Here is a 23,252-nt window from a genome sequence, read left to right as displayed (position 1 = left end):
CCTCATGTGCGGCTGGAGCCTATACGAACTCCTGTCGCCACCGTTCACGGGTGAGGAACGAGACCCGGGGGCGCCCGGTTCCCCACCGCACGGGCCGCCGACCGGCCATCCGTACGTCCGGGTGGATCGGCGCCATGGGGCGCGCCGGACCTCATGGTCTGTTGAGTACGGGTACTCATGTGCGGGCCGGACGCCGGACCGGAAGCTGTGCCCATGAGATCGACTTCCAGCCTCGCCTCCACGGTTGTCCGCCCCTCCCGCCGCCCGGGGATCACCCTCGCGGTGACGGCACTCGCGGCTCTGGCCCTCGCGTCCTGCGGCACTCGGCAGTCGGGTGCGGCGGCGGCGCCGGGGAAGCCCGCCGACGCGGTCGGCGCCCGGCACACCGAGGCGCCGGCCGCTTCCCCTCGGCAGGCCGCCTTCGCGGCGCTGCTGGACGAGATGGCGCGCGGGTGCCCCACGGGTCCGCTGTCGGGACCGCCGGGGCCCGCGGAGGCCCCCGGAGGCGAGACGCTGCCCTCCGACGATCCCGCCACCGACGCCCTCGAAGGACCCGTCACCCCCACAGCGGGCCCGGAGGTGGAGCTGGACTCCCGTGACTGGTGCGCGAGCAACCACCATGAGGAGCGCATCGCCCAAGGGCTGTGGGAGCTGCGGAACCCGACGCCCGCCGAGGTCAGGAAGGTCCTGAACGACCTCGGCTACATCGACGAGAGCATCCACGACCTCAAGCGGTCCGGCGCGACCACGCGGTTCTTCGTCGACCTGCGCTCCCGGGGCGGCCGGCTCTGCGTCGAGGGCTCGGCGGCCGGCGAGGAGACCGTCGTCGAGAAGTGCGTGGCCCCCGAGACCGGACCGTTCGTTCCCCCCGCACGGAAGGGGTGACGGGCCCCGCCCGTGGTTCAGCCGCGCAGGGCCACGTGGAAGGAGGAGGCCCACAGCACGATCGCCGCGCCGAGACCCACCACGGTGCGGATCGTCTCCGCCGTGCCGCCGGCCCCCAGCACGGCGAGACCCACCAGCGACACCGCTGTCAGAAGGATCGCGGTCCACTGGTACTGCCCCTGGTCGAAGAGGCGGGCCAGGGGGAAGAAGTGCAGGCCCACGACGAGGCAGATGCCGACCGGGATGACCTCCGGGTGGCCCGAGGCGTTCGACGCGGCGATCACGACGAAGATCGCCACCAGTTCGGCGCCGTTGACCAGTCCGACGCCCCGGTTCCACTTCTCCGGCAGCCGCACCGTGCGGGTCACCGGCCCCGCGGTTCCCCGGAAGGCGAGCACCACCGCGCCGGCCGTCACCGCCGCCGCGACGACGCCGACCGCGACCGAGACCGGGACCGCCGCTATCCCGGAGCCGCCGGCGAACGCCCACACGAGAGCGAAGACGGCGAGGACGATCGCGCCGCGGCGACGAAGGTTCCGTGTGAGGGCGAGGCACTCCGCGTCGGCGGTATCGGTAGTCATGGCGCGGACACTACAACGAAGATCCGCACCGGGTGGGCGGGTTTCGGCAGGAGCCGGGGCAGCGGTCGCGCACGTGACGCCGGGCGCGGGCCGGGTCCGTACACCCCTGCCCGCGCCCGGTGTTCAGCCGCGCCGTGCCGTCGGTGTCAGCGGCACTGGCCCGAGCGAGGACCGTGCACCGTGATGCCGGTCGGTTCGGGAGCGGGGGTGTTGTCCTCGCATCTCAGCGGGCCGGTGAGGGTGGTGCCGGTCAGTGTGGTGCCGCCCCGGTTGGACTGGAGGGTGACCGGCCCCGTGATCGACCCGCCGTCGCAGAGGGCGACCGGGCCGGTGGTCCCACGGACCGTCAGGGGGCCGATGACGCGCATGCCGCACAGCGACAGGGCGCGGGCACCGTCGGCGGAGATCGGTCCGGTGACGGCGGCGTCCGAGGCCGCCAGCGCGCCGCCGGCCTCGATCCGTACCGGCCCGGACTGCCGTGCTCCGGCGCCGAGGCAGAGCGACTCGCCCGGGGACACCGTCAGCGGACCCGTGTGGTGTCCCGTCAGGCAGGGGCGGCTGAACCCGACGGTGACGGCGAGCGGTTGCGGACTGCCGCTCCCGCCGTGCAGCGGATCGCCCTCGTACCGCGCGGTGATCGTGTGGTCGCCGGGCCGCAGGACCGGTGTGCGCAGCTCGGCCCGTCCGTCCGAGAGGGGCACGGTGCCGAGCGGTGCGTCGCCGTCGAGGAAGACGACGGAACCGGTCGGGGTGCCACCGGCCGAGGCGCGGACCTCCGCGGTGAGGGTGGAGGCGTGACCGAAGAGCGGGGTGGTGGTGTCCGCGGTGAGGGCGAGGGTGGTGTCGTGACGCCATGAGACGACGGCCCGGCCGTTGCCCGCGTTGACGCCGGGGGTCAGGCTCGCCCGTGTGGTGGTGGGGTCGGCGTAGCCGCTGCCGCCGCCTCCGCCGGCGCCCGGCAGGTTGTCGGGGTTGCCGCCCCCGGAGCCTCCGCCGCCGCCGAACCAGCCGCCGCCCCCACCTCCGCCGCCGTTGCCGCCGCGCCCTCCGTTTCCTCCGGCGCCGCCGCTGCCCGGGTTGGGCAGTCCGGTGTTGGGGTCGGTCGCGCCACCGGGTGCACCGGGGCCGCCCAGCCGGGAGTTGGGGCTTCCGGTGCCGTGCGCGGTCCGGGTCGCGCCGCCTCCGGCGATGCCGGAGCCCTCGGGCCCGGCGGCCTGGCCGCCGGGCTCGCCGGCCGTGCCGCCACCGTCACCGCCGTGCAGCTCGGGCCCTCCGTTTCCGGCCCCGCCGCCCCCTCCGGCGACCAGGATCCGCTCGCCCGGTCCGAAGGCTCCGACGCGGAGATCCGAGGCCCCGCCACCGGAGCCCCCTCCCCCGTGGGCGCCGCCTCCGCCCGCGCCGTGCCCGTAACCGCCGGGCCGGGCGTACTCCCCTCGTCGGGAGCTGCCCGGTGTTCCGGCGGCGCCCACGGTGAGCTGGAGGAGTTCACCGGGGGTCACGGCCAGGGTGGCGCGGGTGTGCCCCCCTCGCCCGCCGGGGGCACCGGTGGCGGGCGGGTTGGGGGTGACGTATCCGGCGGCGCTGCCGCCCTCCGCGCCGAACAGGTCCACGGTCACGGAGCTGACGCCGGCCGGGACGGTGAAGGTGTCGGTGCCCGGCGCGGTCCAGGCGCATCCGGCGCCCGGGTCCGTGGTGGCGACACCCGTCGCCCCGCAGACGGGATCGGCCGGGGCCGCCGTGACGAGTGGGTGGCCGGCGGCGGCCGTCGCAACGGGTGGGTGGACGGCGGCGGCGACGAGCAGCGCGGCGCCGGCGAGGACCAGCGAAGGGGTCCGTGGGGAGCGGGATGTGTTCATGTGTCAGTTCTTCTGCCGAGTCGGGGAAGGGCCGGGGAAGGGTGGCGTACGGGGTCAGATGCCGTCGTCGGCGCACAGGGCCCAGGCGTCGGTGTACGTGTTCGGGGAGCTGCCGGCGCCGGTGTGGGCGTCGGCGGTCCAGTACGCGGCCGTGGTCGTTCCGTCGGTGACGGGGACGGCACGTGAGGTGCTGGGGTAGCTGCCGTTGAGGTGGTCGCCGACGGAGCCCGGTCCCGTGAAGTCCGTGGTGGTGAGGCTGCCTCCGCTGATCGCGGCGCCGCCGCTGACGAGCGTGCCGTCGCCTTCGGCGCAGCCGGTGGTGGCCGTCCGCCCGCTGGTGGCGGTGGTGGGACCGCTGACGGAGGTGTGCCGGACGGTGACCGTGGCCCCTTCGGTGTCGATGCCGTTCCCGCTGCAGATGGCGTACGCGTAGGTGGTGTTGTCGCTGTTGCCTCCGCCGCCGTTCCAGCCGACCGCGGTCCAGGAGTCGGGGTCCGTCTCGCCGTCGGCGGCCGCCTTCCGGCCGAAGCCGTGGGCGGAGTCGTCGAAGGTCGGGAACGACGCGATCGGCTTGAGGCTGCCGACGCTCGCGGGGGTGATGCGGGCGCCGCCGCCGAGCAGCCGGGTGCCGGCGGGGCAGGTGGCGGTGACGAGGCCGACGGTCCCGGCGGCGGTGGGTCCGGCCAGCTTGTCCATCACCACCTGGGTGTGGTCGACGAGGCCGCTGGTGAAGCACATCGCGTACGGGGTGCTGGAGAAGGAGCCGTTGACCGCTCCTCCGCTGCCGCCGATGCCGAGCCAGTGGGTGACGTCGGTGCCGACGACGCCGGTGGAGGCGAGGTATTCGGTGCTTCCGTCCGGGCTGGGCACGGTGCCGTTGATCTTGTTGCCGTTGGAGGAGGTGCCGGTGCCGATGGTCTGGCTGACGCCTCCGCCGGAGATCAGACCGCTGGAGCAGGCGGCGTCGGTGGTGATCTCGGCGAACGCGGACGCGGGGCCGGCCGTGGCTCCGGGGGTACGGACCGTGACGCCCACGGAGTCGGCGTACGCGGCGAACGGGACGGTCACGGCCAGGGCGGCTCCCGCGACGAGGGCGACGACCCGGCCCATGGGGCGGGAGCGGTGGGTGACGGCAGGGTGCATGGGATCCATCTCCTCGGATCTCCGCAGGGGTCGCTGCCCAGTGCGGTGGGCGGCAGCTGCGTACCGTAGCAGGCGAATCCGTGCGCATCTATGAGGTGTTTACGGACTGAGACCTGACATGTGCGAGGTCCTTTCCGGTCGGCCCTCCGGCCGGTTCCTGCGCCGATACGAAGCACGTGGCCGCCCCGACGACGGCCTGGACGAGGGGCTCGGCACGGTTGGTCCTCAGCCAGGCGAGGGCCGCGGTGGACGGGGGCAGGTCGGTGACGTCGACGTAGCGGACGCCGGGGCGGGGGAAGAGGTCACGGGCGGCCGCCGGCAGGAAGCACATGCCCTTTCCCTGGGCCACGAGGTGGAGAAGTCCCTCCATGTCCGAGGCGACCGGCCCGTAGCGCACGGGGGTGCCGTCGGGCCGTGGGTCCACGGCCCAGAAGTCCCACCAGATCCTGGGTACGTGCGACGGGACGTCGATCACCGGACGGCGGGCCAGCTGGGCGAGGGTGATCCGCTCCCGGGCCGCGAGCGGGTCGCTCGCCGGCAGGCAGGCCAACCGCGGTTCGGTCGCCAGGTGTTGCACGTCGATGCCCGCGGGTACCGGCGGCCGGAGGAAGGCGACATCGATGTCCTGCCGGAACAGGGCATCGAAGTGGTCGGCGAAGTTGAGGCTGCGCACGTCGATCTGGATCCGTGGATGCCGTTCGTGCAGCAGCCGCAGCACGGCGAGCGTGTAGGGCATGGCCGCCTCGGCACCGATGCTGCCGACGACGAGCCGTCCGGAGAGGCGCCGCGCCTGGGTCGCGGCGCTGCGGCTCAACCGTTCCGCCGCTCTCAGGACCCTGCGCGCGTCGGCCAGCAGCACGTGTCCCTGCGGGGTGAGGGTGACGACCCGGCTGGAGCGGTCGAACAGCCGCAGGCCGAGGCGTCTCTCCAGGTCCCTGATCTGCTGACTGAGTGCCGACTGCGTGATGAACAGGCGAGCGGCGGCTCGGGAGAAGTGGAGTTCCTCCGCCAGGGCGACGAACAGCCGCAGTTGGTGAAGGCTCGGCATCCGCGGATCGGGAACCGTTGAAGCAGTGCCTTCGGCAGCCGTTTCGCCTGCAATCATGATGTATCCCTTATCGATCGTCTTTCATGTCGCATGGTCGCAAGCGCTGACATGGACACAGTCCTGGTGGAACGCTCGGCCTCCAAGCGACGCCTCGCGGGAACTCCTTGGTTCCGCGCGGGCGTCCGACCAACACGTTCTCGACATCGGGGGCCGAATCATGTCTGTGAGACGAGCGGTGGCGGTGGTCGCCGCCCTCTTGGCGGTGCTGTTCGGCGGCGGGGCCGCCCAGGCGTCGCCGTCGCCGCAAGCCGACACCGCACAAGCGGTGCAGAGCGCGCCGGGCGCCGACCGCCTCGGGCCTCTCTCGGCCCAGGCGTCGTGCACCTACCGCAACGTCAGCCACTACGACGCCTGGACCAAGCGCACGTGGCCGAGTGACTGGGTGTGCGGCAACCGTGCCGGCGCCCCGCTGTACGGCTGCGCGAGCTTCATCGCGGCGTGCCCGGTGATCGGCTGGATCGACACCTCGACGAGCTGGTTCGTGTGCTGGGGACGGGGCGCCTGGCACAACGGGGGCAACAACATCTGGTACTACACCATGGGTGACCGTATCGCCGCTGGTCAGGGCAGCAACCAGGGATGGGGGTTCATCCCCGCGGTCGACGTGTGGACCTCGACCGACCCCTGGCCCGGGATGACGGAATGCAACATCCCGTAAGTGCGGCGGGGCGGCCGGCGCCGGCCGCCCCGCTCCCTTCGAGCCCGGGCATCCGCCGTCTCACCACGCGAGGACGGACCACGACATGAGCAGCACCGCCTTACCGGCCACCACCGCGCGCCGCGGACCGAGACGGCTTCTCGTCGCGGCGGCGGCCTTCCTCTCGCTGGCCTTCACCGGGGCCGCACTCCCGCACTCCGCCGTGGCCGCACCCGACCGAGCCGGTGACACTCCGTCGGTCGCCGGGACGAGCGCCCAGGTGCCCGTCGGCGTCACCGCGGGAATCGCCGTGTTCGACCGGCAGACCGGCACCTTCACCGAACAGCTGAACCCGGACGCGACGTTCCGCTCGGCCTCGATCGTCAAGCTCCTGCTGGCCCTCGACTTCCTGGGGAACCGGAGCCCCGACACCATCCCGGCCGCCGACCGCGCGCGCCTGGACGCCATGCTCCGCAGCAGCGACGACAACGCCGCCAACCACTACTGGGCCACCTACGGCGGACCGGCGATCGTCGACCGCATGGTCACGCGGCTCGGGCTCACCGACACCGTTCGGCCGCCGGCGGGCTACGAGGGGTACTGGGGCTACACGGCCATGTCGGCCCGCGACACCGTGAAGACCTACCGCCACATCCTGGAATCCACTCCCGCTCCGGTTCGTGACTTCGTCATGGACCGTCTGCGCGGGTCGACCCGTTGTGCGTCGGACTCCTTCGACCAGCACTTCGGCATCGCCGGCGCGTTCGACCGCCCGTGGGCCGTGAAACAGGGCTGGTCGGGGCGGTACGCGAAGGGCACCTGCGGCTCCGGAGGCACCGCCTCGGGCCGCGCCGACGACACGTCGCCCGCCGCGTCCGCCGCCACGGGGGCCACCGGCGTCGACCTGAGCCGTCCGGCGCTGCACACGACCGGCACCGTCGGGCCCGGCGACCGTTCGATCGTGGCCGTCCTCACGCTGCACGCGGACGGCACGTCGTACGGCAAGGCGTACACCGACCTCGTCCGGCTGACCCGTTCGCTGAACGTCCCGGGCGGAACGGCGCCGAAGGGGAAGTGGTACGGGACGTGGGGTTCGGACGTCGCGGTCCGGAAGGATCCGGCCGTCGGGGACAACCTGCTGACCCGGCTGCCGGCCGGCGTGGAGGTACTGGTGGGCTGCCAGAAGAAGGGGCAGCTCGTCTCCGTCCCTCCGTACACCAACGACTGGTGGGCGTATCTGCCGCAGTACGGGGGCTACGTCACCAACATCTACATCAGCCATCCGGACGACCGACTGCCGGACGTACCGCTGTGCACGGGTCAGAAGTGATTCCGGTGATTTCCGGAGAAGGAGTGACGATGTTCCGTTCCAGGCGTTCCGCCCTCGGTGTGGCCGGTGCCTTCCTGTGGGTGCTGGTCTCCGCCTTCGCGGCGGGCCCCGCCCACGCGGCCTCGGACGCGCCACGCGGTGGCGGCGGCTACACCATGATCATGCCGCCGGCGCCGCAGAGCGCGGGTCCGGCTTCCGCGCGTACGGTGGCGGCCGTCTCGCCGACGGTCTCGCCCTGGGCGGACTACGTGCACACCTCGTCGGGCAACCCCGTCCAGTGCGCGTCGGGGAACCTCTGCACCGGGGTCTGGGACCCGGTGGTGGGCAAGTACAAGGTCTTCTTCCTCTACCGGTGCCACCAGTACTCCCTGTCGTACTGGAACGGTGTGGGCCAGGTGGTGAACAACCAGGTCGGCGCCGCCGCGTTCTTCTACGGCCAGAACGGCCAGGTGCTGGACGTGGTCCTGCCGGAGCCCACCCCCTTCACGTACGACTGGACGCCCGTCTGGTCCATCCGGAACTGCTGAGCCCGCGCGTCGAGCCGTGCTCCGCCCGGTGGTCGCGGTCGCCCTCGGCGACCGTGGTCACCGGGCGGCTGTCGTGCCCGTCGGGGACGCACCGGTCGAGGGCCGGACCGCCGTCCATGATGCGGGCACAGGTTTGACCGGCTTGTGCGCCCACGGTTATGTTGCGCGCCATGCACCGATCCGCGCTTCTGACGACTCGAGGTCATGTCGACCTGAAGCGCGTGTGCTCTGCCGCGTGTCGGCGGTCGTGAACCGCTGCCTGGGCGCGGAGCCGGGTGTCCCTTCTCTGTCCGGGGCATGATTCCGAGCGGGTTCGCCTCCCGCGACTCCTCGTGAACTCCCGGTGAACTCCGCCCGCAGCGCCGTCGCGTACCCCTGGAGGGGCGTGTCCGGCGATCCTCGCCCGAGCCGCCCCGACGGCACCGGCCTGCCCGTCCCGGCCGCCGGAGCCGACCGTCCGCGCCATCGCACAGGACCGGGAAGGCCCTCGTGGAGAGTTCACCGCCGACCATCGCTCGCCGCTCCGCGCCGCTACGGCGCTCCGACATCCCGCTCGCGACCCCGTCCGCCCGCCGCGCCTCGGGGGCCGGCACGGTGTTGGGAGCGATCCTCGACCACGGCCCGGTGGCCCGCTCCACCGTGGCCCGGCTGACGGGCCTCTCCCCCGCCGCGGTGAGCGGCCACTGCGCCGTACTGCTGAGCCGCGGTCTGATCCGCGAGGGGCGGGAGACGTCGGGTCCGCGCGGCCTGGGCCGCCCTCACGTCCCCGTCGAGGTCGACTGCGGGCGCTTCCTGGTCGCGGGCGTCCATATCGCCGTCGCGCACACGACGTTGTCCCTGATGGATCTGCGCGGCCGGATCGTCGCCGAGGAGCGGCGCCCGCACGAGGTGACCGAGCCCGGGCCCGTGCTGGCAGGTCTGGCGGAGCGTCTGCCCGCTCTCGTGGCCGCGCACGGCGCGGGCAGGTCGGTGCTGGCCCTGGGGGCGGCGACGGGGCATTGGGTCGATCCCGAAGCCGGCATGGTGGTACGTCATCCCCAACTCGGCTGGCGCGATGTGGCGGTACGCGCGGTGCTCGCCGAGGCGACCGGCCTTCCCGTCCATGTCGACAGCCACGCCCGGGCGTTGGCCCGGGCGGAGCAGCTCGTGGGGCGGAGCGCCACGCGCACGAGTGCGGTGCTGCTCTTCGTGGGCGCCGTCGTGGACGCGGCGTTCGTGTCGGCGGGTGCGGTGCACCAGGGACCCCGCTCGGGGGCGGGGAACGTCGCCCATCTCCCGGTCGGCGCCGTCGGGGACGGCTCCGCGCCCTGCGTCTGCGGTGTCCCGGGGTGCCTGCAGGCCGAGGTGTCGGAACCCGAGATGGTGCGGCGAGCGGTGGCCGCGGGTCTGGACGTACCGTCCTTCCCCGCCCTGCTGGACAGGGCGTTGGCGGGAGATCCGACGGCCAGGGAGCTCTTCCTGCGTCGCGCCCGCCTCGTCGGGCGGGCGGCGGCCGTGCTCCTGGACATGTTCGACCCCGAGGTGCTGATCGTGGTCGAGCCGGGAGCCGGCAGGCTGCCCGAGTGCCTCGCCGCGCTCCGGGCCGAGGTGGCGGAACGGTCGTGGGTGTGCGACGACGCCGCGCACCGCGTCGTGCCGAGCTCGTTCACCGGATCCGTACTGGCGACGGCCGGGCCGGCGGTCGCCCTGGGGGCCCTCCACGACGATCCGCTCGGCCCCTGGCCGGCGCTGCCCGCCGTCTCCTGACCGGCGGGGGTCCTTCGGGCCCACTCGCCGGAAGGACCGACTTAATTCAGTGAGTTGCATTGTTGACCGGGCAGGAGCCCGGATCGGAAAATGGATTCATGAGCAGCCATCGAGGGTTTCCACGGTTCGCGCCCGGCCCGGCGCGTCACTGTCGCCCTCCGCTGTGCTCCGTTCCGGGATCCGGCCGTGCCGACGCATTCCCCGTCGGAATGGGCTGTTGACCTCATCGCGTACCCGCACGTGAAAAGGGTCTGACCGGCCCGTACTTCTTCACGGTGTGCCGCGCCCCGCGCCCACCGGAATGCTCCGTCGCCGCCTCGCGCCGTTTTCCCGTCCTGCTGCCGTTCGGCGTGCGTCCTCGCGTCTCCCCTTTCCCGTTCCCGTCCTGCGTTTCTTCGCCATGGAGGAAATGTGACCGTCTCCCTGTCCTCGCACCCCACGACCGGTCTCGCTCCCGACCGCTTCAAGCAGGCGTTCCGCGCCTATCCGGCGGGAGTCGTCGTGGTCACCACCGACGCCGGCCGCGGGCCCGTCGGCTTCACCGCCACCTCGCTCACCCCGCTGTCCCTGAGCCCTCCGCTCATCTCCTTCGCCATCGCCACCGGCTCGTCCTCCTGGCCCCACGTCGAGCAGGCCCGTTCGGTGGTGGTGCACTTCCTCGGCTCCGACCAGGAGGCTCTGGCCAGGCGGTTCGCGACGAGCGGCATCGACCGCTTCGCCGCGCCCACGGCGTGGCGGCGTCTTCCCGAGGGTGAGCCGGTCCTCTCGGACGTGGCCGGCTGGCTGCGGGTCTCCGTCGAGGACCTCGTGCCCGCCGGCGACCACCGGATCGTCGTGGCCCGCGTCCTCGAATCGTGGCAGGAACCCGGGCGCCGGCCCCTTCTCTTCCACGACGGCGGCTATCTCTCCCTGTGATCCGGGCCGTACCCGCATTCCCCCGCTCCTTCGCCCGCACCACCCGTCACTTCGGAACAGGACCGTTCATGTCACCCACCCTCACCCGCCCCCCTCTGGGCCGCAGAGGATTCCTCGGACTCGCCGGAGGCGTGGCCCTCGGAATCGCCGGATGCGCGCCGCCGCCCGATCCCGCCGCCCGGACCGCCTCGGTCAAGGCTCTTTCCACTGCCCCTCCGCCGCCGAACACCTCGCTCACCGTCGCCGTACGCACCTCGCGCATTCAGTTCGCCGAGTCGGGCCTGCTGAAGGAACTCCCTTTCAAGGTGGCCGAATGGCCCAATCTCTCGGCGGGTCCGGACATCATCCAGGGATTTCGGGCGCGCTCGATCGACCTGGCGAGCAACGCCGGAATTCCTCCTATCCAGGCCCATGCCATCGGGGTGGAGGCCCGCATCGTGGCGGTTCAGGTCCGGCGGAAACCGACGTACGTCTTCGCCACGGCACCCGGTTCCCCCCTCGCCCGGGTGGAGGACTTCCGGGGCAGGAAGATCGGCTTCTCCCAGGGGCAGGCCCAGGGCGTGGTCGTGCTGCGCGCGCTGAAGAAGGCCGGGCTGACCCCCGAGGACGTGCAGCTGGTGGCTCTTCCGAGCACCCAGTTCCTGACGGCCCTGCAGTCGAGACAGGTCGACGTCGCGCCGCTGGGCGAGCCGACGCTGACCAAGTACCTGTCGCAGTACCGCGAGGACGGCGCTCGTGAGGTGCGCACCGATGTCGTGGACCTGCTGACGGTGCTGTGGGCTCCGGCGGAGGTCCTGGACGATCCCGCGAAGGCCGCGGCGGTCCGCAGCTTCGTTCCGCTGTGGGCGCGGGGGTCGGTGTGGGCGTGGGAGAACACGAACCGCTGGATCGACGCGTACTACGTCAAGGACCAGGGCGTGAGCCGCGAGGACGGCAAGCGGATCGTGACCTCGCTCAACAAGCCCTACTTCCCCGCCCGTTGGGACGAGTCGATCGCGTGGGAGCAGGAGACGGCCGATCTGCTGGCGGACGGCGGCTTCGTGCCCCGGTTCGACGTGGAGCAGCTCTTCGACCGACGTTTCGAGAGCGTGGCGGCGGAGGCCGTCGACCCCCGGTACAGGGAGGGGACATGACCGAGGCGCTGACCCCCGCGCGGGCCTCAGGGGGAATCGCGGTCGTCGACGACCGCCGTACCGAGGACCTCGCCACCTCGACGTCGGGCACCGGGACGAGCAGCGGCGCGCCACCGCCGGGGAGCGGTGAGAAACCCGGCCGCGGTGCCGGCAGACGCCGACGGCTCGGTCCCGGCCGGCAGGTGCCCTTCGGGCGGTTGCTCGGGCCGGCGTTGCTCATCGCCGCCTGGTGGGGCGCCTCGGCCGCCGGGGTGCTCGATCCGCGCATCCTGTCCGGTCCCGGGAGCGTGGTCTCCACCGCGATCGACCTGGTGGCGGACGGCCGGCTCCAGGGGAACGTGCTGATCTCCCTGCAGCGCGCGGGACTCGGCCTCTTCTTCGGTGTGGTGTCCGGCGTCGCCCTGGCCGTCGTCGCGGGCCTGAGCCGCACGGGCGAGTACCTCGTCGACGGGCCGCTGCAGATCAAACGGGCCATCCCGTCCCTGGCGATGCTGCCGCTGCTGATCCTCTGGCTCGGCATCGGCGAGGACATGAAGGTCACGGTGATCGCGCTCGGCGTGGCCGTGAACATGTACATCAACACCTACGCCTCGCTCACCGGCATCGACAGCCGCCACGTGGAACTCGCCGAGGTGCTCCGGCTCAGCCGGTGGCGGTTCGTACGGAAGGTCGTGATCCCCGGCTCCCTGCCCGGCTTCTTCGTGGGCCTGCGGCTGGGTGTGACCTCCTCGTGGCTCGGTCTCATCGTCGTCGAGCAGATCAACGCGACCAGCGGCATCGGCTACATGATGTTCCAGGCCCAGCAGTACGCGCAGTCCGACGTGATCATCGTGGGCCTGGTGGCGTACGGAGTCTTCGGCTTCGCCTCCGACGCCCTCGTCCGCGCCATCGAGAGGAGGGCCCTCTCGTGGCGACGCACACTGGCGGGCTGACCCGGGCGGCACGCCCCCCGCACGAACCGCCCCCACCGGCCGTCAGCACACGGCGGCTCGTCCGCCGGTTCGCCGACCGTGCCGTGCTGAAGGACGTCGATCTGGACCTGGCGCCCGGCGAGTTCACGGCGCTGCTCGGGCGCAGCGGGTCGGGGAAGTCGACGCTGCTGCGCGCCGTGGCACGGCTGGACCACGGGGTCGAGGGCTCGGGCGAACTCGTCGTACCCGACCGGGTGTCCTTGTCCTTCCAGGACTCGCGCCTGCTGCCCTGGCTGCGGGTGCTGGACAACGTGGTGCTCGGGCTGACCGGGTCCGGGGCGCGGGAGCGGGGGCTGACCGCTCTGGAGGAGGTCGGGCTGGCGGGACGCGACCGGTCCTGGCCGCACGAGCTCTCCGGCGGGGAGCAGCAGCGTGCCGCGCTCGCCCGCGCCCTGGTCCACGACCCCGAACTGCTCCTCGCGGACGAGCCGTTCGGCGCGCTCGACGCGTTGACCCGGATCCGGATGCACGGGCTGCTGCGCGAGTTGTACGAGCGTCACCGGCCGGCCGTGCTGCTGGTCACCCACGACGTCGACGAGGCCGTCGAACTGGCCGACCGGGTGCTCGTCCTGGAGGACGGCCGGATCTCGCTGGACATCACCGTCGACCTGCCCACCCCCCGCAGCCGGCGCGATCCCCGGTTCCAGGAGTACCGCGACACCCTGCTCACCGCGCTCGGCGTGACGACGCCGGCCGCTCCCCCGTACGACTCCCAGGAGGAGAAGTCCCATGTCCCGCACGTCTGACCGCACGCCCGGCCCCACCCCGGTCCGCACACACCTGCACCTCAACGCCTTCCTGATGTCGGTGGGGCATCACGAGGCCGCTTGGCGGCTGCCCGAGAGCCCGGCGCGGGGCGGTACGGACATCGCGCACTACCAGAACCTGGCCAGGATCGCCGAACGGGGCAAACTGGACTCGGTGTTCCTGGCCGACAGCCCGGTCCTCCACGGCGACCCGGGGAGGCGTCCGTCGAGCAAGCTGGAGCCGACCGTCCTGCTGACCGCGCTCGCCGCGGTCACCAGCCGGATCGGGCTGATCGCGACGGCCTCGACCAGCTACAACGAGCCCTTCAACCTCGCCCGGCGTTTCGCCTCGCTGGACCATGTGTCCGGCGGGCGGGCCGGCTGGAACATCGTCACCACGGCGGGTGCCGACGCGGCCCGCAACTTCGGCCTCGACGACACCCCGCTCCACCACGAACGCTACGCACGGGCTGCCGAGTTCGTCGAGGTGGCCGCCAAGCTCTGGGACAGCTGGGCCGACGACGCCGTCGTCGGCGACAAGGAGCGCGGCGTCCACGCCCTGGCGGACCGGGTGCGGCGCATCGACCACCACGGAGACCACTTCCGTGTCGACGGACCGCTGAACGTCGAGCGTTCGCCGCAGGGCCATCCCCTCCTCGTGCAGGCCGGATCGAGCGAGGACGGGAAGGAGTTCGCGGCGCGGTACGCGGAGGCCGTGTTCACCGCGCAGCAGACCCTGGAGGACGGCATCGCCTTCTACCAGGACGTCAAGAAGCGGGCCGTGGCCTTCGGACGCGACCCCGACGGCATCAGGATCCTCCCGGGCATCGTGCCGGTGATCGGTGACACCGAGGCCGAGGCCCGGGAGCTGGACGCGGAGCTCGACCGGCTGATCGCCCCCGAGTACGCCAAGCGGCAGCTCGCGCAGAGGCTGAGGATCGCCCCGGAGGATCTCGACCTCGACAGCGAGCTGCCCGAGGACATTCCCACCGAGGACGAGATCGAGGGCGCCAAGAGCCGCTACACCCTCATCGTGGACCTCGCCCGGCGCGAGAGGCTGACCGTGCGGCAGCTGATCGGGCGGCTGGGCGGCGGGCGCGGGCACCGCACCTTCGCCGGCACCGCCGAACAGGTCGCCGACACGATCGAGCACTGGTACGAGAGCGGGGCGGCGGACGGCTTCAACATCATGCCGGCGGTCCTGCCGTCGGGTCTGGAACGCTTCGTCGACCGGGTGGTGCCGATCCTCCAGGAACGTGGGCTGTTCCGCACCGAGTACGCCGGGACGACTCTACGCGCGCACTACGGCCTCGCCCGGCCGGCCAACAGGTTCTTCGACGCGCCGCCGTCCGATGCCGCCCCCGTCGTCCCCGCGGGCGCCGATGACGACCGTTCCCCTTCCGCGCTGGTGGACGCACGGTGACCGGTTGTCCCCCACAGGCCCCGCGGGAGGCCGCACCGCCGGGGCCGGTCGTCACCCCGGCGGCCGGCCCCGGCGGGCCCCGGCCGGACGGCTGGGCGCGGCGGCTCCTCGGCTACTGCCTGCGCCACCGCCGTGATCTCGCCCTGGCCTACGGCGCGGCGGTCGTCGCCGCGGTGGCGACCGCCGCGCTGCCGCTCGTGCTGCGCCATGTCGTCGACACCCTCCCGGCGGGGACGGCCGGATCGCTGACGCCGTGGCTCGCGCTGCTGGTCTCCCTCGGCGCCGTCCGCTTCGGCGCGAGCTTCACCCGGCGCTACCGCTCGGGCCGGGTGTCGCTCGGTGTCCAGTACGACCTGCGCAACGACGCCTTCGCCTCACTCGTACGGCTCGGCGGGTCGAAGCAGGACGAGCTGCGCACCGGCCAGGCGGTGAGCCGCTCCATCTCGGACATCACCCTGATCCAGACGTTGCTGCAGTTCCTGCCGAATCTCACGGGCAACGTGCTCATGTTCCTGATGTCCGTGGCCCTGATGGCGCTGCTGTCCCCGCTGCTGACCGCCGTCGCCCTGGTCGTGGGGCCGCTGCTCTGGCTGATCGCGTACCGGAGCCGCCGGGACCTCTTCCCGGCGAACTGGCATGCCCAGCAGGAGGCAGCCGAGGTCGCCTCCGCCGTGGAGGCGACGGTCACCGGCGTGCGGGTCGTGAAGGGATTCGGCCAGGAACAGCGGGAGTTGGGGAGCCTGGACGGCCGCGCACGGCGGCTGTTCGCCTCCCGTATGCGGGTGGTGCGCTACACCAGCCTCTACAACCCCGCTCTGCAGGCGGTGCCCGCCCTGGGACAGGTCGCCGTGCTCGCGCTCGGCGGCTGGATGGCTCTGGACGGCCGGATCTCGCTGGGCACGTTCCTCGCCTTCACCACGTACCTCGGCTCGTTCGTCACCCCGGTGCGGCAGCTGGCCACCCTCCTCACGGTCTGGCAGCCCGCACGGGCGGGCGCCGTCCGTGTCATGGAGGTCATCGACGAGGAGCCCGGACTGGCCGAGCCACCGCATCCGGTGGAGCTGCAGGCCGGCCCCCCGGCCGTCTCCTGGGAGGACGTCACCTTCGGTTACGGCGAGGGGGATCCGCTCCTGCGCGGCTTCTCGCTGGACATCCGGCCCGGTGAGACCGTCGCCCTGATCGGTCTCGCCGGCTCGGGGAAGTCGACGGCGGCCGCACTGCTCCCCCGCTTCTACGACGTGGCCGGCGGCCGCGTCCGGGTCGGTGGTCACGACGTGCGCGACCTGTCGCTCGACTCCCTGCGCTCCCGCATCGGGTTCGTGTTCGAGGAGTCGCTGCTGCTCTCCGACACCGTACGGGCCAACATCGCGTACGGACTGCCCGACGCCGGGGACGAACGGATCCGGGCGACCGCCCGGCTGGCTCGGGCCGACGCGTTCGTCGAGGGGCTGCCCCACGGGTACGACACGGTCGTCGGCGAGCAGGGACTCACGCTCTCGGGCGGTCAGCGGCAGCGGATCGCCCTCGCCAGGGCGCTGCTGTGCGAGCCGGACGTGCTGGTCCTCGACGACGCCACGTCGGCGATCGACACCCGGGTCGAGGCGGAGATCCACGACGCCCTGCGGACGGCGGCGCGCCGACCCACGACACTGATCGTGGCGCACCGGCGCTCCACCCTGGAGCTGGCGGACCGGATCGCCGTCCTGGACGCCGGCCGCGTCGTCGACGCCGGGACGCTCGACGAACTCCGCTCCCGTTCGGCGCTCTTGCGCTCGCTTCTGTCGGCCCCGGACCATCCACAGGAGCCGGCGGAGGAGGCGCCCGCGCCCGGTTCCTCCGCGGCCCCGGCCGCCGCCGAGGTGACGGCCGCGCTCTGGCGGCGTGACGTGGGCGACGCCTGCGACGACGAGGGCGGCGAGGCTTCGGTCCGTGCCGCCCAGGCGTTCGCGGAGGCGGCGGCGACGTCCGGGCCCGGTCGTGGCGCGCCGGGTGGCGGAGGGCTGCTCGGCTCCGCCCCGCCCAACCCCGAGGTGCTCGCCGGTCTCGCGCGGCTTCCGCTGCCGGAGGCCGATCCGGGGCTCCCGGTGGAGGTGGCCTCCGCCGCCGAACCGGACCTCGGTCTGGGACGGCTGCTGCGCCCCTTCCGGGTTCCGCTGCTGGCCGGGCTGCTGCTGGTCGCCCTCGACGCGCTCGCGCAGATCGCCGTACCGGTGCTGGTCAGGCACGGGGTGGACGGCGGGGTGGCGCGGGGGGCCGGGGGCGCCCTGTCGGCGGCCGCGGCGGCCGCCGGCGTCGTCGTGGTGGCGAACTGGGCGGTCGGCGTCCTGCAGGTGCGGACGACGGGCCGGACCGGCGAGCGGCTGCTGTACACGCTGCGGGTGAAGACCTTCGCGCAGTTGCAGCGGCTCGGGCTCGACTACTACGAGCGCGAGCTGGGCGGCCGGATCATGACCCGGATGACGACGGACGTGGACGCCCTGTCCACGTTCATGCAGACGGGACTGATCACCGCCGTGGTGAGCGGACTGACCGTGGTGGGCGTACTCGCCGCCCTGCTCGTGATCGACGCGGGCCTCGCCCTCGTCCTCGTCGGCGCGGTACCGGTGCTGGCCGGCGCGACGGCCGTCTTCCGCCACCACTCCGTGCCGGCGTACCGGGACGCCCGGGAGCGCGTCAGCGTCGTCAACGCGGCGCTGCAGGAGAACGTCGCCACGATCCGGGTCACCCAGTCCTTCCGCCGGGAGGAGCACAATGCGCGGCACTTCGCCCGGCTCGCGGGCGAGTTCCGGGACTCCCGGCTGCGCGCCCAGCGATCCATGGGGATCTTCTTCCCGTTCGTCGAGTTCCTCGGCACGCTGTCCGCGGCCACCGTGCTGGCCGTCGGCGCGGGCAGGGTGACGGCCGGGCAGCTCACGGCGGGCACGCTCATCGCGTTCCTGCTGTACGTGGAGCTGTTCTTCGCCCCGATCCAGCAGCTCTCCCAGGTGTTCGACGGCTACCAGCAGGTGGTCGTCGGACTCTCCCGGCTGCGGGCCCTGATGCGGACGCCGAGCGGCACTCCGGGCGCGGCCCTGCCGCGCCGCGTGGGCCGCCTGCGCGGCGCCGTCGAGTTCGACGGCGTGTCCTTCGCGTATCCGGGAGGCCGCGAGGTGCTGACCGACCTGCGGCTGCGGGTCGCTCCGGGAGAGACCGTCGCGCTCGTGGGCACGACGGGAGCGGGGAAGTCCACCGTCGTGAAGCTCCTCGCCCGCTTCTACGACCCTTCCGCCGGCCACGTCCGCGTGGACGGGAGGGACCTTCGGGAACTCGATCTGACGGAGTACCGGCGCCGGCTCGGCGTGGTTCCCCAGGAGCCCCACCTCTTCAGCGGAACCGTGCGTGACGCCATCGCGTACGGGCGTCCGGACGCCTCGGACGCCGAGGTCGAGGCCGCCGCGCGGGCCGTCGGCGCGCACGAGATGGTCGCGGCGCTGCCCCGCGGCTATCTGCAGCAGGTCGGCGAACGGGGGCGGAACCTGTCCGCGGGCCAGCGTCAGCTCATCGCGCTGGCACGGGCCGAACTCGTCGATCCCGACGTGCTGTTGCTCGACGAGGCGACGGCCTCGCTCGACCTGGCGACCGAGCGGCGGGTGACCGCCGCGACGGCCGCCCTGACCCGTCGCCGTACGACGGTCGTCGTGGCGCACCGGCTCACCACCGCCGCGCGCGCCGACCGTGTCGTGGTCCTCGACGGCGGAAGGGTCGTCGAGGCGGGCACGCACGAGGAACTCCTCGTGGCGGACGGTCCCTACCGCGGACTCTGGGACGCCTTCCGGGACGGCTCGGCGCACGCCGTCCCCACCGATCCACATCCCACCGATCACCTGATGCAGGAGAGTGCACGATGACGCAGTACCGCGGTCTGGGCCGTACGGGAGTGAAGGTGAGCCCGCTCTGCCTGGGGACGATGATGTTCGGGGCGAGGGGCAACCGCGACCACGAGGACTCCGTACGTGTCATCCGGCGGGCCCTCGACGCGGGCATCAACGTCGTCGACACGGCGGACGTCTACTCGGCGGGCGAGTCGGAGACGATCGTCGGCAAGGCCCTGGCCGGCGGGCGCCGGGACGACGTGGTGCTCGCCACCAAGTTCCACGGCAGCCTCGGGGAGGACGTCAACGAGCGGGGCAACTCCCGCCGTTGGATCGTCCGGGAGGTCGAGAACAGCCTGCGGCGCCTGGGCACCGACTGGATCGACCTCTACCAGGTCCACCGGCCGGAGCCGGACACCGACTTCGACGAGACGCTCGGCGCCCTGACGGATCTGGTGCGTCAGGGGAAGATCCGCTACATCGGGACGTCGACGTTCGAGCCCTCCGCGATCGTCGAGGGCCAGTGGATCGCCGAGCGGCGGGGGCGGGAGCGGGTGGTCGCGGAGCAGCCGCCGTACTCGCTGCTCGCCCGGGGCGTCGAGCGCGAGGTGCTGCCGGTCGCCCAGCGGTACGGACTGGGGGTGCTCGCCTGGAGTCCGCTGGCCGGCGGCTGGCTCTCCGGCCGCTACCGCAAGGGGGCGGAGCAGCCCCGCTCCAGCCGTGCCGACCGCCAGGCCGAGCGCTTCGACATCGCGTCCCCCGAGAACGCGGCCAAGCTCGACGCGGCGGAGGCTCTCGCGCAGCTCGCGGAGGAGGCCGGGCTGACGCTGATCCAGCTCGCCCTGGCCTTCGTCCTCGAACACCCGGCGGTCACCTCCGCGATCATCGGCCCGCGTACGTTCGAGCAGTTGGAGAGCCAGCTCGGGGCGGACACGGTCCGGTTGAGCCAGGACGTCCTCGACCGGATCGACAAGATCGTGCCCCCGGGCACCACCCTCTCCGCACGCGACGCGGGCTACGTCCCGCCGTCCCTCACGGAACCGGAGCTGCGCCGCCGCGGCCGCTGACTCCCGGCCGGACCGCGCTCGGCGTCGGGCGCGGTCCGGCTCCGCCGCGCGGAGCGCGCGGATCCGGCACCCCGTGCGGGGTGCCGGGCGGATGTCAGAGGTGTCTGCGACGATGCGTCGCATGGACGAGGCAGTCATCCCGGTCCTCCGGGTCAGCGACGCGGCGGCGGCCGTCGCCTGGTACGAGCGGCTCGATTTCACCCAGCAGTGGGTCCACCGCTTCGAGCCCGGGTTTCCCGCGTTCGTGGAGGTGGCCCGGGGCGAGGTCCGCCTGTTCCTGTCGGAGCACCGGGGCGACGCCCGCCCCGACACCCTGGTCTACCTCCGTGTGCGTGATGTCGACGCCGTGGCCGCCGAGTTCGGGGCGCGGGTGGAGGAGGCTCCCTGGGCGCGCGAGATCGAGCTGCGGGACCCGGACGGCAACCGGCTCCGCGTCGGAACGCCCAGGACATGACGCGGGGCTCCGCGCGGGCACCGCGTTGTCCTGATTCCGTATCCGGATGGTGGACTCCGCTCGCCGCTGAGCGGTCGCGCCCCCTAGTCTGGCGGGGCAGCTGGTTCGCCCCGTCCGCCAGGCGGGATGCGTCGTAAGAGGGAACCCGGTGGGAATCCGGGACTGCCCCGCAGCGGTGAGCGGGAACGACCGCCGTCATACGCACTGGGACCGCGAGGTCCTGGGAAGCGACGGCCAGTAGGTGTCCGCCGGTTCGATCCGGTGGGCGTGCTCGCGAGTCCGAAGACCTGCCCGTTGCCCGCACGCGGACGATTCCGCGCGCGGACATCCCGGTGACCTCGTGGGCGGGTTGGGAGTCCCCCGGACATAGTCCAGGGGGAGGACATGGCGAGCGGCACGTGCGGAGTTCTCCCGCGGCGTGGCCCGCGCGTTCTGTCGTTCCTTCGCGTCCGCGTCCCGTCTCCGGGGATGTTTCCGGACACATCTCGCGAAGGAGAGACCGTGACAGCGAAGCCCGCAGCCGCGGCAGCACGAGCCACCGTGTACGGCTACCCCCGCCAGGGGCGGAGCCGCGACCTGAAGAAGGCCGTCGAGGGCTACTGGAAGGGCGGCGTCACCGCCGACGACCTCCGTCGGACGGCGGCCGGCCTCCGCCGTGCGAACTGGCGGCAGTTGGCCGACGCCGGCATCCACGAGGTGCCGACCGGCGACTTCTCGTACTACGACCACGTCCTGGACACCAGTGTCATGGTCGGCGCCGTCCCCGCACGCCACCGCGCCGCCGTCGAGGCGGACGCGCTCGACGGGTACTTCGCGATGGCCCGCGGCACCCGGGACGTGGCGCCGCTGGAGATGACCAAGTGGTTCGACACCAACTACCACCACCTGGTCCCCGAGCTCGGACCCGACACCGTCTTCGCCGCCGACTCCGCCAAGCAGGTGGCCGAGCTGAAGGAGGCCCTCGGGCTGGGCCTGGCCGCGCGGCCCGTGCTCGTCGGCCCCCTCACCTACCTGCTGCTCGCCAAGCCCGCCCCCGGTGTGGCCCCCGACTTCGAGCCGCTGACCCTGCTCGACCGGCTGCTCCCGGTGTACGCGGAGGTGCTCGCCGATCTCCGCGCGGCCGGTGCCGAGTGGGTGCAGCTGGACGAGCCCGCGCTCGTCCAGGACCGCACCCCGGCCGAGTTGAACGCCGCCGCCCGCGCCTACCGGGATCTGGGAACCGCCACCGACCGGCCCAAGCTGCTCGTCGCCTCCTACTTCGACCGCCTCGGCGACGCGCTCCAGGTGCTCGCCGCCGCCCCGGTGGAGGGCCTCGCCCTCGACTTCACCGGCTCCGCCGCGGCGAACCTCACGGATCTCGCCGCGGTCGGCGGCCTGCGCGCCAAGCGGCTGGTCGCCGGGGTGGTCGACGGCCGCAACATCTGGATCAACGACCTGCAGAGGTCGCTGGCCACCCTCGGCACCCTGCTCGGCCTCGCCGACCGGGTCGATGTCGCCGCGTCCTGCTCCCTGCTGCACGTCCCGCTGGACGCGACGGCCGAGCACGACATCGACCCGCGGATCCGCCGCTGGCTCGCCTTCGCCCGCCAGAAGACCACCGAGGTCGCCACCCTCGCGCGCGGTCTCGCCGAGGGCACCGACGCGATCACCGCCGAGCTGGCCGCCAACCGCGCCGACCTCGCCTCCCGCTCCGGGTCCGCCCTCACCCGCGATCCCGCCGTGCGCGCCCGGACCGCCGCCGTCACCGACGCGGACGGCCGGCGCTCCCAGCCGTACACCGAGCGGGCCGCCGCCCAGCGCGCGCACCTGGGCCTGCCGGTGCTGCCGACCACCACCATCGGCTCGTTCCCGCAGACCGACGAGCTCCGCGCGGCCCGGGCCGATCTGCGGGCCGGCCGGATCGACGCCGCCGGTTACGAGGAGCGGATCAAGGACGAGATCCGCGAGGTCCTCTCCTTCCAGGAGAAGACGGGGATCGACGTGCTGGTGCACGGCGAACCCGAACGCAACGACATGGTGCAGTACTTCGCCGAGCAGCTGACCGGTTATGTCGCCACGCGGCACGGCTGGGTGCAGTCGTACGGAACCCGATACGTGCGGCCGCCCGTCCTCGCCGGCGACATCTCCCGTCCTGAGCCGATGACGGTGCGCTGGACGACATACGCCCAGTCGCAGACCTCGAAGCCGGTCAAGGGCATGCTCACCGGTCCCGTCACGATGCTGGCCTGGTCCTTCGTACGGGACGACCAGCCGCTGGGCGAGACGGCGCGGCAGGTGGCGCTGGCCCTGCGTGACGAGGTGAACGACCTGGAGGCAGCGGGGACCTCGGTCATCCAGGTCGACGAGCCGGCCCTGCGCGAGACTCTGCCGCTGCGCGCCGCCGACCACGCCGCCTATCTGGCCTGGGCGACGGAATCGTTCCGTCTCACGACCGGCGGCGTCCGTCCGGACACCCAGATCCACACGCACATGTGCTACGCGGAGTTCGGCGACATCGTCCAGGCGATCGACGACCTCGACGCCGACGTCATCAGCCTGGAGGCCGCCCGCTCCCACATGCAGGTCGCCGGCGAACTGGCCGCCCACGGCTACCCCCGCGAGGCCGGCCCGGGCGTCTGGGACATCCACTCCCCGCGCGTCCCGGGCACCGAGGAGGCGGCCTCCCTGCTGCGCAAGGGACTTGAGGCGATCCCCGCCGAACGCCTCTGGGTCAACCCCGACTGCGGACTGAAGACCCGCGGCTGGCCCGAGACCCGTGCCTCCCTGGAGAACCTGGTCGCGGCCGCCCGCGAGGTCAGGGCGGAGCTGCCGGCCGACGAGGGCTGACGCCCCGTGGTTGGGGGGCCGGAGCCGCGGGGGGGCGGGCGGGCGCGCCGCGC

18 protein-coding genes and 1 riboswitch are annotated in these 23,252 nt (G+C 72.9%); of the genes, 14 read left to right on the top strand and 4 right to left on the bottom strand.

Annotated elements, in window-relative coordinates; all coding sequences use genetic code 11:
• Positions 1 to 213 precede the first annotated feature (213 nt).
• Entirely contained in the window at positions 214 to 885 is a 672-nt protein-coding gene (locus AB0D99_RS09295; RefSeq protein ID WP_362358403.1) for a hypothetical protein, read from the top strand.
• Positions 886 to 902: 17 nt separating this feature from the next.
• Here AB0D99_RS09295 and AB0D99_RS09290 read toward each other — a convergent pair whose 3' ends face one another.
• The 4 genes from AB0D99_RS09290 to AB0D99_RS09275 all read right to left on the bottom strand — a co-directional run bounded on the left by AB0D99_RS09290 (position 903) and on the right by AB0D99_RS09275 (position 5,513).
• Positions 903 to 1,466: a hypothetical protein gene (locus tag AB0D99_RS09290; protein ID WP_362358402.1), complete on the bottom strand. Its 564-nt coding sequence runs from the start codon at positions 1,464 to 1,466 to the stop codon at positions 903 to 905.
• Positions 1,467 to 1,612: 146 nt separating this feature from the next.
• Positions 1,613 to 3,322, bottom strand: coding sequence for an Ig-like domain-containing protein (locus AB0D99_RS09285; protein ID WP_362358401.1), 1,710 nt, complete (start codon positions 3,320 to 3,322; stop codon positions 1,613 to 1,615).
• Positions 3,323 to 3,376: 54 nt separating this feature from the next.
• On the bottom strand, positions 3,377 to 4,465 hold the full coding sequence (locus AB0D99_RS09280; protein ID WP_362358400.1) for a hypothetical protein: 1,089 nt from the start codon (positions 4,463 to 4,465) through the stop codon (positions 3,377 to 3,379).
• Positions 4,466 to 4,553: 88 nt separating this feature from the next.
• Positions 4,554 to 5,513: a LysR substrate-binding domain-containing protein gene (locus AB0D99_RS09275; protein WP_362358399.1), complete on the bottom strand. Its 960-nt coding sequence runs from the start codon at positions 5,511 to 5,513 to the stop codon at positions 4,554 to 4,556.
• Between the two features lie 217 nt (positions 5,514 to 5,730).
• Between AB0D99_RS09275 and AB0D99_RS09270 the strand changes: the two genes are divergently transcribed.
• The 13 genes from AB0D99_RS09270 to metE all read left to right on the top strand — a co-directional run bounded on the left by AB0D99_RS09270 (position 5,731) and on the right by metE (position 23,199).
• The gene (locus tag AB0D99_RS09270; RefSeq protein ID WP_362358398.1) at positions 5,731 to 6,231 is read left to right on the top strand and encodes a hypothetical protein; all 501 of its coding nucleotides are present in this window, start codon (positions 5,731 to 5,733) and stop codon (positions 6,229 to 6,231) included.
• An 85-nt stretch (positions 6,232 to 6,316) separates the two neighbouring features.
• Positions 6,317 to 7,540 (top strand): hypothetical protein, encoded by a 1,224-nt coding sequence (locus AB0D99_RS09265; protein WP_362358397.1) that lies wholly within the window; start codon positions 6,317 to 6,319, stop codon positions 7,538 to 7,540.
• Between the two features lie 29 nt (positions 7,541 to 7,569).
• Positions 7,570 to 8,067, top strand: a complete 498-nt coding sequence (locus AB0D99_RS09260) for a hypothetical protein (protein ID WP_362358396.1) — start codon at positions 7,570 to 7,572, stop codon at positions 8,065 to 8,067.
• Between the two features lie 489 nt (positions 8,068 to 8,556).
• Positions 8,557 to 9,813, top strand: a complete 1,257-nt coding sequence (locus tag AB0D99_RS09255; RefSeq protein WP_362358395.1) for an ROK family transcriptional regulator — start codon at positions 8,557 to 8,559, stop codon at positions 9,811 to 9,813.
• Positions 9,814 to 10,224: 411 nt separating this feature from the next.
• Positions 10,225 to 10,728 carry a flavin reductase family protein gene (locus tag AB0D99_RS09250; protein WP_362358394.1) on the top strand — a complete coding sequence of 168 codons (504 nt, stop codon included), beginning with the start codon at positions 10,225 to 10,227 and terminating at the stop codon, positions 10,726 to 10,728.
• A gap of 68 nt (positions 10,729 to 10,796) precedes the next feature.
• Entirely contained in the window at positions 10,797 to 11,861 is a 1,065-nt protein-coding gene (locus AB0D99_RS09245) for an ABC transporter substrate-binding protein (protein ID WP_362358393.1), read from the top strand.
• Positions 11,858 to 12,793 carry an ABC transporter permease gene (locus tag AB0D99_RS09240; protein WP_362358392.1) on the top strand — a complete coding sequence of 312 codons (936 nt, stop codon included), beginning with the start codon at positions 11,858 to 11,860 and terminating at the stop codon, positions 12,791 to 12,793. Before AB0D99_RS09245 ends, AB0D99_RS09240 begins: the two co-directional genes overlap by 4 nt.
• Complete coding sequence (locus AB0D99_RS09235) at positions 12,769 to 13,578, top strand: ABC transporter ATP-binding protein (RefSeq protein WP_362358391.1); 810 nt, start codon at positions 12,769 to 12,771, stop codon at positions 13,576 to 13,578. The genes AB0D99_RS09240 and AB0D99_RS09235 overlap by 25 nt, the downstream gene beginning before the upstream one ends.
• Entirely contained in the window at positions 13,562 to 15,001 is a 1,440-nt protein-coding gene (locus tag AB0D99_RS09230) for an LLM class flavin-dependent oxidoreductase (protein ID WP_362358390.1), read from the top strand. The genes AB0D99_RS09235 and AB0D99_RS09230 overlap by 17 nt, the downstream gene beginning before the upstream one ends.
• Positions 14,998 to 18,888 (top strand): ABC transporter ATP-binding protein, encoded by a 3,891-nt coding sequence (locus AB0D99_RS09225; protein WP_362358389.1) that lies wholly within the window; start codon positions 14,998 to 15,000, stop codon positions 18,886 to 18,888. Before AB0D99_RS09230 ends, AB0D99_RS09225 begins: the two co-directional genes overlap by 4 nt.
• Positions 18,885 to 19,919: an aldo/keto reductase gene (locus AB0D99_RS09220; protein WP_362358388.1), complete on the top strand. Its 1,035-nt coding sequence runs from the start codon at positions 18,885 to 18,887 to the stop codon at positions 19,917 to 19,919. Before AB0D99_RS09225 ends, AB0D99_RS09220 begins: the two co-directional genes overlap by 4 nt.
• A 121-nt stretch (positions 19,920 to 20,040) precedes the next feature.
• Positions 20,041 to 20,373 carry a glyoxalase superfamily protein gene (locus tag AB0D99_RS09215; RefSeq protein ID WP_362358387.1) on the top strand — a complete coding sequence of 111 codons (333 nt, stop codon included), beginning with the start codon at positions 20,041 to 20,043 and terminating at the stop codon, positions 20,371 to 20,373.
• 134 nt (positions 20,374 to 20,507) lie between these two features.
• Positions 20,508 to 20,662: riboswitch (cobalamin riboswitch) on the top strand.
• Positions 20,663 to 20,874: 212 nt separating this feature from the next.
• Positions 20,875 to 23,199, top strand: coding sequence for a 5-methyltetrahydropteroyltriglutamate--homocysteine S-methyltransferase (gene metE, locus AB0D99_RS09210; RefSeq protein WP_362358386.1), 2,325 nt, complete (start codon positions 20,875 to 20,877; stop codon positions 23,197 to 23,199).
• The last annotated feature ends 53 nt before the right edge of the window (positions 23,200 to 23,252 follow it).

Origin of the sequence: Streptomyces sp. NPDC047971 (assembly GCF_040653355.1) — a bacterium.
In the GTDB taxonomy this organism is placed as follows: Bacteria; Actinomycetota; Actinomycetes; order Streptomycetales; family Streptomycetaceae; genus Streptomyces.
The sequence above is the reverse complement of the archived record's forward strand: the minus strand, read 5'-3'. Positions and strand labels throughout refer to the sequence as shown.

What these genes read in the sequence shown, in the direction of transcription:
- AB0D99_RS09230 (WP_362358390.1), top strand. Translation starts at nt 13,562, where the DNA reads ATGTCCCGCACGTCTGACCGCACGCCCGGCCCCACCCCGGTCCGCACA.
- AB0D99_RS09295 (WP_362358403.1), top strand. Translation starts at nt 214, where the DNA reads ATGAGATCGACTTCCAGCCTCGCCTCCACGGTTGTCCGCCCCTCCCGC.
- AB0D99_RS09215 (WP_362358387.1), top strand. Translation starts at nt 20,041, where the DNA reads ATGGACGAGGCAGTCATCCCGGTCCTCCGGGTCAGCGACGCGGCGGCG.
- AB0D99_RS09290 (WP_362358402.1), bottom strand. Translation starts at nt 1,466, where the DNA reads ATGACTACCGATACCGCCGACGCGGAGTGCCTCGCCCTCACACGGAAC.
- AB0D99_RS09245 (WP_362358393.1), top strand. Translation starts at nt 10,797, where the DNA reads ATGTCACCCACCCTCACCCGCCCCCCTCTGGGCCGCAGAGGATTCCTC.
- AB0D99_RS09220 (WP_362358388.1), top strand. Translation starts at nt 18,885, where the DNA reads ATGACGCAGTACCGCGGTCTGGGCCGTACGGGAGTGAAGGTGAGCCCG.
- AB0D99_RS09275 (WP_362358399.1), bottom strand. Translation starts at nt 5,513, where the DNA reads ATGCCGAGCCTTCACCAACTGCGGCTGTTCGTCGCCCTGGCGGAGGAA.
- AB0D99_RS09265 (WP_362358397.1), top strand. Translation starts at nt 6,317, where the DNA reads ATGAGCAGCACCGCCTTACCGGCCACCACCGCGCGCCGCGGACCGAGA.
- AB0D99_RS09240 (WP_362358392.1), top strand. Translation starts at nt 11,858, where the DNA reads ATGACCGAGGCGCTGACCCCCGCGCGGGCCTCAGGGGGAATCGCGGTC.
- AB0D99_RS09280 (WP_362358400.1), bottom strand. Translation starts at nt 4,465, where the DNA reads ATGCACCCTGCCGTCACCCACCGCTCCCGCCCCATGGGCCGGGTCGTC.
- AB0D99_RS09260 (WP_362358396.1), top strand. Translation starts at nt 7,570, where the DNA reads ATGTTCCGTTCCAGGCGTTCCGCCCTCGGTGTGGCCGGTGCCTTCCTG.
- AB0D99_RS09270 (WP_362358398.1), top strand. Translation starts at nt 5,731, where the DNA reads ATGTCTGTGAGACGAGCGGTGGCGGTGGTCGCCGCCCTCTTGGCGGTG.
- AB0D99_RS09285 (WP_362358401.1), bottom strand. Translation starts at nt 3,322, where the DNA reads ATGAACACATCCCGCTCCCCACGGACCCCTTCGCTGGTCCTCGCCGGC.